1 protein-coding gene is annotated in these 2,038 nt (G+C 41.8%); it reads left to right on the forward strand.

Annotated features, from left to right (window positions below; all coding sequences use genetic code 11):
- The first annotated feature begins 118 nt into the window (after positions 1 to 118).
- Positions 119 to 1,717, forward strand: a complete 1,599-nt coding sequence (gene ushA, locus F607_RS0126545; protein ID WP_051311873.1) for a bifunctional UDP-sugar hydrolase/5'-nucleotidase UshA — start codon at positions 119 to 121, stop codon at positions 1,715 to 1,717.
- Positions 1,718 to 2,038 lie beyond the last annotated feature (321 nt).

Genomic DNA, 2,038 nt, shown 5'->3' on the forward strand with positions numbered 1-2,038 from the left:
TGACATCCCCTGTCCCTTTGAATTTGTTTCGGCAAAACAAAGGTTGGGGTCAGGGGTTGTCATTTCAAACTAATAAAAGTCGAGCATCGCGTTTAGTTAATAAGTAGAAGAGAGTGCTATGAAAATAAAAAGTCCATCTGCTTGGTCTACCATTATTTGCCTGGGTGTATTGAGCGTATTACTTTCTGGGTGTGCTTCCTGGGATAGTAAAGGTCAGTACACACCGGATAAAACCTATAAAATCACTTTACTACATACCAATGATCATCACGGTCGTTTTTGGCCAAACCGCCATGGTGAATATGGTATGGCCGCACGAAAAACGTTAATTGATCAGATTCGTCAAGAAGTAAAAGCTGAAGGCGGGCATGTCCTTTTGCTTTCTGGTGGTGACATTAATACAGGAGTGCCTGAGTCTGACTTGCAGGATGCAGAGCCTGACTTTAAAGGTATGAACCATATTGGTTACGATGCCATGGCCTTGGGTAACCATGAGTTTGATAATCCAATAACCGTACTTCGTCAGCAAGAGGCGTGGGCTAATTTCCCTTTATTGTCAGCCAATATCTACGACAAAGAAGGTAATCGTTTGTTTGATGCCTACCATATGTTTAATTTCGATGGTGTCAAAATTGCGGTAATGGGGCTGACAACGGAAGATACCGCTAAACTCGGTAACCCTGAATATATTTCGGCTTTTGACTTTCGTAATCCAGTAGAAGAAGCCAGTAAACTTGTTCCTGTTTTAAATAAAAAAGCGGACGTTGTAATTGCTGCAACGCACATGGGACATTACCCCAATGCTAAGCATGGTATTAATGCACCAGGTGATGTAACGCTGGCTCGGAAAGTTGATGGCATTGATATCATTGTCGGTGGTCACTCACAAGATCCATTATTTGAACCTGATGTACAGAATGGAACAGCTATTTTACAGGCTTACGAATGGGGTAAATATGTGGGACGTGCTGACCTGGAGTTTAAAAATGGTCAGTTAAAACTTGTCAGCTATCGTTTGATTCCCGTTAACTTGAAACAGAAAGATGAGCAAGGTAACCGCGTTTTCATTGAGCAGGAAATTAAACCTGATGAGCAGCTGAAAGCATTTTTGACACCTTACCAAGATAAAGGTCAAGCTCAGCTAGGTCAGGCGATTGCTGAAACGAACGGTAAGCTGGAAGGGGACCGTCATGTGGTTCGATTTAAGCCAACAAATCTTGGCGTGCTGATTGCCCGCTCACAGAAAGAAAAAACCCAAGCTGATTTAGCGGTAATGAACTCAGGTGGAGTGCGTGACAGTATTGAGGGTGGCACCGTTACCTATAAAGATGTACTGATAGTTCAGCCTTTTGGCAATATGGTGGCTTATGTTGATTTAACTGGTAAAGAGTTAATGGATTATCTGAGGGTTGTTGCCAGCAAACCAGTTGACTCTGGTGCTTTTGCGCAGTTTGACGGCGTCAAGTTACTGATCAAGAAAGGTAAACTGACTTCAGCAACCATTAAAGGAAAAGCCATTGAACCAGGCAAAACCTATCGTTTAGCAATTAACAGCTACATAGCCGCTGGTGGTGATGGTTATCCAAAGATGGATGGACATCCAAACTATGTTAATACTGGTTTTGTTGATGCTGAAGTGTTGAAGGCTTACCTGGAGAGTCGTTCACCGATCAATGTGGCTGACTTTGCACCAGGTGATGCTGTTGTTCGTCAGTAGTTAATGCCCATTGTTCAACATGTTTATCGTGTTATAAAAAGCACCCAAATGGGTGCTTTTTACTAAGAAATAACATAGACCATCCCATCATTTGATAAAGAAGTTATGCAAAATCAGGGCATTAAAGTGCTAAATAATTGGTTTTCAGGGAAAAGTTTTGATTTTAGGGCAGAAGTGAGTGAAAGGAACCGACTAACCCAAAATAATATCTAATTTAACATAATATACATTATGCGAAGTTGGGTAAATAGCCTGAGAGGGGTTCTAAGGCGCTCTCAAGACGTGTTAATGATTAAGTCTACACCTGTTAGCGCTGTGTAG

The organism is Zooshikella ganghwensis DSM 15267, from assembly GCF_000428585.1.
In the GTDB taxonomy this organism is placed as follows: domain Bacteria; phylum Pseudomonadota; class Gammaproteobacteria; order Pseudomonadales; family Zooshikellaceae; genus Zooshikella; species Zooshikella ganghwensis.